Source organism: Streptomyces sp. NPDC001914 (assembly GCF_042891215.1).
In the GTDB taxonomy this organism is placed as follows: domain Bacteria; phylum Actinomycetota; class Actinomycetes; order Streptomycetales; family Streptomycetaceae; genus Streptomyces.
In genome coordinates this window covers 425,506-431,677 of the sequence record NZ_JBIASW010000007.1, presented here as the reverse complement: position 1 = coordinate 431,677, position 6,172 = coordinate 425,506, and the positions used below count along the sequence as shown (strand labels likewise).

At 72.4% G+C, this 6,172-nt stretch carries 5 protein-coding genes; all 5 read right to left on the bottom strand.

Annotation, left to right across the window (positions count from 1 at the left end):
• Positions 1-104 precede the first annotated feature (104 nt).
• The 5 genes from ACFYYF_RS22370 to ACFYYF_RS22350 all read right to left on the bottom strand — a co-directional run bounded on the left by ACFYYF_RS22370 (position 105) and on the right by ACFYYF_RS22350 (position 6,111).
• On the bottom strand, positions 105-1,799 hold the full coding sequence (locus ACFYYF_RS22370; protein ID WP_388778264.1) for a flavin monoamine oxidase family protein: 1,695 nt from the start codon (positions 1,797-1,799) through the stop codon (positions 105-107).
• A 76-nt stretch (positions 1,800-1,875) separates the two neighbouring features.
• Positions 1,876-2,682, bottom strand: a complete 807-nt coding sequence (locus tag ACFYYF_RS22365) for a carbon-nitrogen hydrolase family protein (RefSeq protein WP_388778261.1) — start codon at positions 2,680-2,682, stop codon at positions 1,876-1,878.
• Between the two features lie 238 nt (positions 2,683-2,920).
• Entirely contained in the window at positions 2,921-3,262 is a 342-nt protein-coding gene (locus tag ACFYYF_RS22360; protein ID WP_388778446.1) for a DUF742 domain-containing protein, read from the bottom strand.
• 46 nt (positions 3,263-3,308) lie between these two features.
• On the bottom strand, positions 3,309-3,812 hold the full coding sequence (locus tag ACFYYF_RS22355; protein ID WP_365486132.1) for a roadblock/LC7 domain-containing protein: 504 nt from the start codon (positions 3,810-3,812) through the stop codon (positions 3,309-3,311).
• A complete protein-coding gene (locus ACFYYF_RS22350; RefSeq protein ID WP_388778258.1) occupies positions 3,802-6,111 on the bottom strand; it encodes a nitrate- and nitrite sensing domain-containing protein in 2,310 nt (769 codons plus the stop codon). The genes ACFYYF_RS22355 and ACFYYF_RS22350 overlap by 11 nt, the downstream gene beginning before the upstream one ends.
• Positions 6,112-6,172: the final 61 nt, after the last annotated feature.

Genomic DNA, 6,172 nt, shown 5'->3' with positions numbered 1-6,172 from the left:
GGCGGGCGGGGCGCGGGGGTCTGTCCGGGCGGGGGGGGGGGGGGTGGGGGCCGGGGGGGGGGGGGGGGGGGGGGCCCCCGCCCCCCCCCGCCGCGGGATGAGGATCAGTCCTCGGGCAGCTCCACCGGCGCGATCTCGTCGTAGAGGTCGCCGGGCCCGGGGTTGGTCGGGTCGGTCGTCCCGCCGAGCTGGTGCATGACGCCCCAGACCGCGTTCAGCGCGGTCTGGACGGCGCCCTCGGCCCAGCCGGCCGTCCAGGAGATGTCGTCGCCCGCGAGGAAGATGCCCCGCTTGTCCTCGGGCAGCGTGTCCTGCATGAAGTGCGTGAACAGGCGGCGCTGGTAGCGGTAGTGACCCGGCAGGTTGGCCTTGAACGCGCCCATGAAATAGGGCTCGTTCTCCCAGGACACGGTCACCGGGTTGCCGATGATGTGCTTGCGGATGTCGACCTTCGGGTAGATCTCGCCGAGCGACTTCAGCATGACCTCCATCCGCTCGCTCGCGGACAGCGGCAGCCACTTCAGGCTGTCGTCGCACCACGTGTACGAGAGGCAGATGACGGCGGGCTTGTCCGGGCCGTCGTCGAGGAGGTAGGTGCCGCGCGTCATCCGGTCGGTGAGCGTCATCGACATGACGTCACGGCCGGTCTCCTCGTCCTTGTCCAGCCAGAACGGCCGGTCGACGGGCACGAAGAGCTTGCTCGACTCCATGTAGTGCGTGCGCTCGATCGCCGTCCAGTGGTCGATCGGGAAGAGCGAGTCGTCGCAGGCGACCTTGGAGAGCAGCATCCAGGACTGGGCGGTGAAGATCGCCGCCTTGTAGGTGCGGATGTCGCCGTTCGCGTCCGTCACGGTGATGCCGTTGCCCGCGGTGCGGTTCAGCCGGGTGACCGCCGGGCGCGGGGCGCCGTCGTGCAGCGACGACAGCGAGGTGCCGTACGCCCAGTGGACGATCTTCTCCGGCTCGCGCTCCCACAGGCGCAGCGGGAGCTGCTGGGAGCCGCCGACGATGCCGCGGTGGTGGTCGTCGGCCTCGGTGTAGACGACCCGCAGGATCTCCAGGATGGAGTTCGGGAAGTCGGTGTCCCAGCCGCCGGTGCCGAAGCCGACCTGGCCGAAGATCTCGCGGTGGCGGAAGGACTTGAAGGACTCCGAGTCGCACAGGAAGCCGTAGAAGGTCTGGTTGTCGAGCTTCTCGACGAGCTTCGACCAGATCTCGCGGATGCGCGGGACGTCGCGCTCGCGCATGGCCTGGTTCATGTCGGAGAAGTCGGCGCCGTCCTCCAGGCAGGCGTTCCAGGCGTTCATGACGTCGCGGTAGACCTGCGGGAGGTCGTCGACGGAGGTCGCGTAGTGGGACTCGCCCTTGAGGTCGACGACCGTCGAGGGCGTGGACTCCGCGAGGGGGTTGGGGAACGGACTGGTCTTGAGGCCGACCAGGTCGATGTAGTGCTGGAGGGCGGTGGAGGAGGGCGGGAAGCGCATCGCGCCCATCTCGGCGGTGAGCGAGGGGTCGCAGCCCTCGAAGCCGACCGTGCGCAGCCGGCCGCCGATCTCGTCGGCCTCGTACACGACGGGCTTGAGACCCATCTTCATCAGCTCGTACGCGGCCACGATGCCGGACAGTCCGCCGCCGATCACCGCGATCTCGGTGCCGTGCTCGGTCGCGGGTATCTGCCCGAGGCCCGCGGGGTGCGCGAGGAAGTCGTCGTAGGCGTAGGGGAAGTCCGGGCCGAACATGGTGATCGGCGGCTGCTGCACGTCGGCGTGCTGGACGGCGTTGGGCACGGTGGACGTCATGGGGTACGGACTCCTTGCGCGAATGCTGGTGAGGGGAGGGCTTGTCGGTCCGGCCGGGGGCGGGCCGGGCGGAGGATCAGACGAGGGACCCGTAGAGGCCGGGGCGGCGGTCCTTCAGATACGGGTTCGTCTCGCGGGAGGCCGCCAGGAGGACCGGGTCGGCGTCGGCCACGACCAGTTCCTCGCCCCGGCCCGCGCGGACCCGGGCGATGCCGTCGGGACCGGCCAGCGTGGACAGTCCGACGAACTCGAACTCCCCTTCAGGGCCGGTGCGGTTGACGTAGGCGACGTACATCTGGTTCTCGAAGGCGCGCACCGGGACGACGGACTCGGCGACGAACTGGAACGGGTGCATCTGCGCGGTCGGCACGAGCAGCAGGTCGGTGCCGGCGAGGGCGTGCGCGCGGACGTTCTCCGGGAACTCGACGTCGTAGCAGATCATGAGGCCGACCCGGAGGCCGTCCAGTTCGGCCTGGACGACGGACTGCTCGCCGGGCGTGAAGTGGTCGTGCTCGAAGCAGCCGAAGAGGTGGGTCTTGCGGTAGTTCGCGAGGCGGGTGCCGTCCGCGGAGATGAGCTGGACGGAGTTGAAGACCGTGGCCCCCTCGTCCGTCCCGGGGGCCTCGCGCTCGGGGTAGCCGTAGGCGACGGCGACGCCGTGCCGGGTGGCGATCTCGGCCACCGCGTCGGCGGAGTCGCCGTCGGCGGGTTCGGCGAGGCGGGCGATGTCGTCGCCGATGGCGTAGCCGGTCAGGAACATCTCCGACGTCACGACCAGCCCGGCGCCCGCGGCGGCGGCGCGGCCCGCGGCCTCGTCGAGGACCTTGAGGTTCTCGACGACCGAGCCGGGGCGGCCGGAGCTCTGGAGCAGGGCTGTGCGCATGCGGGTTCTCCACCGGTACGAGGGGGGTTCGGGGGTCAGTTAGACGGTACGGTCGGCCGCCTCGGGGGGACAAGAAGGACCTGTTGCGCGCCACTGAACGATTCGTTGCGTGCCCCCGGCCCCCGGCGGTGATTCGTTGCGCGCCCCACCGGACCCCCCGCGGTCAAGTCCCGAACGTCCCGAACCCCTGGAGACGCAGGTCACAGGCGGGCAGGTCCCCGGTATCCCCGGCCGGGGGTCACAGCTCGCGCAGTCGCTCAACGATCTCGCGCAGCAGTTCCGGGTCGGCCGCGGGAGCGCCGTCCGGCGGACGGTACGGCTCGTCGATGCGCAGCAGACCGGCCTCGGCGAGGTCGCCGAGCAGGACCCGTACGACGGTCAGCGGCAGGTCGGCGTCCGCGGCGAGCTCGACGACCGGCCGGGGTCCGCGGCGGGCCAGGTCGAGCAGCCCGGCCGCCGCATGGTCGAGACCGGGCCGCCCGGCATCCGTCTCCAGGACCGTGACCCGCGACATCAGGTCGACGACGTGCCGCTCGGAGGGCCGGGTGCGGCCCCCGGTGACGGTGTAGGGCCGCACCATCGGCCCCGTCTCGTCCTCGTACCAGTGCTCGTCGGCCACAGCGGGATCAGTGGCCCGCGGGGTCGGCCGCCGAACGTACGGCCGCGGCCATGTGGCGGCCGACACGGCGGACGAGCAGTTCCATCTCGTGCGCGAGCTGTCCGACGTCCGTCTGCACCTCGCTCAGCACGGCGAGCCGGCTCCCGTCGCCCGCCGGGGTGATGAAGAGATAGGCGTCGTCGAGCATCACCATGGTCTGGCGCACCCCGCCCGCGGTGAAGCGCTCGCCCACCGAGAGGGCGAGGCTGTGGAAGCCCGAGCAGACCGCGGCGAGGTGTTCGATGTCCCGTCTTCGCATGCCGTCCGAGCAGCTCAGCGGGAGGCCGTCGGCGGTGAGGAGCACGGCCTGGCGGACGTGGTCGGTCCTGGCCACGAGATCGTCGAGCAGCCACCCGAGATCGGTGCCGGGCCGGTCGGCGTCGTCCCCGGACCCGAGGAGGACACCCGCCTGCTCCGGGTGCCGGGCCTCCGCGGTCCGGGCGGGCTGCTCTGGGAGCTGGTCAGGGCGCATCGTCGGCGTCGGTCCCTTCCTCGGTGTCGGTTCGCTGCGCGGGGCCGGACGGGGCGGAGCCGGACCCGCCGGTCCCCGGGCTCGTGGGCAGGCCCTTGCGGCCTCGGTCGAGGCCGCGCTGGAAGGCTCCGAAGACCGCGCGCATCTCCTCCGGTGTGATGTCACGTTCCGGGGTCTCGTCGGCCGCCGGAGCGGCGGTGCGCAGCTCCGGCGCCAGGGCCCGCTGACGGACCCGGGTCGGCAGCACGGGCGCTTCCGGAGCCGGTTCCTCAGGCGGTACGGGGCCGGTCTCCCGCTCCTCGGACGCCCTGCGCTGTGCCGGCAGGACCGCGGTGGCGGTGCGGGTGGGAAGCGCGACCGGAGCCGTGACCGGCGCCGGGTGGGCGGTGTCCACGGGCGCGAGCACGTCTTCCGGGAGCAGCACCACGGCGGTCGTACCGCCGTACGGGGAACGGCACAGCGTGACCTCGATGCCGTGCCGTGCGGCGAGCCGGCCCACCACGTACAGGCCGAGCCGGTCGTGCCGGGTCGGGTCGAAGTCCTCGGGCGTGGTGAGGGTGCGGTGGGCCTCGTCGATCTGGTCGGGTTCGAGACCGAGGCCCCGGTCGTCGATCTCCAGGACGAACCCGTTCCGGGCCCGCCCGGTGCGCAGGGTGACCTGGGTGCGGGGCGGTGAGAACACGGTGGCGTTCTCGACGAGTTCGGCGATGAGATGGACGACGTCGGCGACGGCGTCCGCCGCGATGCCCACCTCGGGCATCGGGGGGACCACGACGCGCGTGTACTGCTCGATCTCGCCGACCGCGGAGGACACCACCTCGGCGACGGGCACCGGCCGCCGCCAGCGGCGGCCCGGGGCCGAGCCGGAGAGGATGATGAGGCTTTCCGCGTGGCGCCGCATGCGGGTGGTGAGGTGATCGATCCGGAACAGGTCGTCCAGGACGTCCGGGTCGTCCGTACGGCGCTCCAGCGTGTCGACGAGCTTGAGCTGGCGGTGGACGAGCGCCTGGTTGCGGCGGGCGATGTTCAGGAGCACCGCGAACAGCCCGCGGCGCAGGGTGGCCTGCTTGACGGCGGCCTCGACCGCGGCGAGCCGCGCGGTGTTGAAGGACCGGCCGACCTGGCCGATCTCGTCGGCCACCGCCTCCACGTCCGTGAGCGGCGGCGCCTCGGCGGCCGCGTCGACCTCCTCGCCCGCGCTCAACCGCTGCATGACCTGGGGCAGTTGGCGGTTGGTCAGCAGATCGGCCGCGTCGCGCAGCGACTCCAGGCGGCGCGAGATGCGGCGGGCTCCGCGCACCGCGAACCAGAGGGACAGTCCGACGGCGGCCAGGCCGAGCACTCCGACGATCGCGGCCTTGGTGAGCTCCCGGTAGGCGAACGCCCGTCCGCGCTCGGCGGAGTTGATCGCGGACTGGGTGCACAGCCGCATGTACTGCTTGACGGCACGGTCGGTGGTGGTGCGCCAGGAGCCGGCCGCGACGGCCCGGCCCGCGTGGGCGGCACCCGCCCGGAGCAGGGCGTCCTCGCCCCGGGTCAGTTCCCGGTGCAGGTCGCCGCGCTGGAAGGTCTCGAAGAGGGCGCGCGAGTCGGCGGGCAGGTCGGGCACGTAGGTCCGCTCGAAGACCCGGCGGTCCTCGATGGTCGCGGTGAGGGCGTCGTACTGGAGGTCGGTGAGGGTGCCGGCGGCCCGTGCCCCGGCGACGAGGGCGTCCTCGCGCGACACGAACTCCCGTACCCGCACCAGTTCGACGACGACCTGCGCCTCGCGGGCGAGCTGGCCCGCCTGGAGCGCGGTGAGCGCGGACGGGGCGTCGAATCCCGGTTCCACCAGGGTGCTGTACTCGGTCACGGCACGGTCCCACGTGACGGTACGGGACAGGACCCGGCCGCGCAGGGCCTCCAGAGCGTCGACGGAGTGGAGCACGTCGTCGAGCGCCCGCTTCTGACGGTCGGAGAGGCGGCCGCGGTCCCCGTCCCGGACCGCCGTGCGCATCGCGGTCACGGCGCGGTCGGTGCGGCGCTCCTGGGCCAGCAGCTCGGCTCCGGGCCGCGCCCCGTGTTTCGCGCCCAGGTACGCGGCGGCGAGGCGTCGTTCTATCTGGATCTGGCCGATCGCGGTGTCGACCGGGGTGCCGAAGTCCGTGTAGACGCTCTGGAGGCGGACGAGGGCGCGCAGGTCCCCGGTGACGGACACCATGGCGAAGCTCCACAGCGTCATGAGGGCGATCACCGGGGCGATCGCGAGGGCCACGATCCGCGAACGGACCGTGGGCGTACGGCCGATGGGCCAGCGCATGGTCTCCCCAGGGCGACGGGACGGTCGGGTGGCCGGGTGACGTGTGGTGACCCATGTGTTA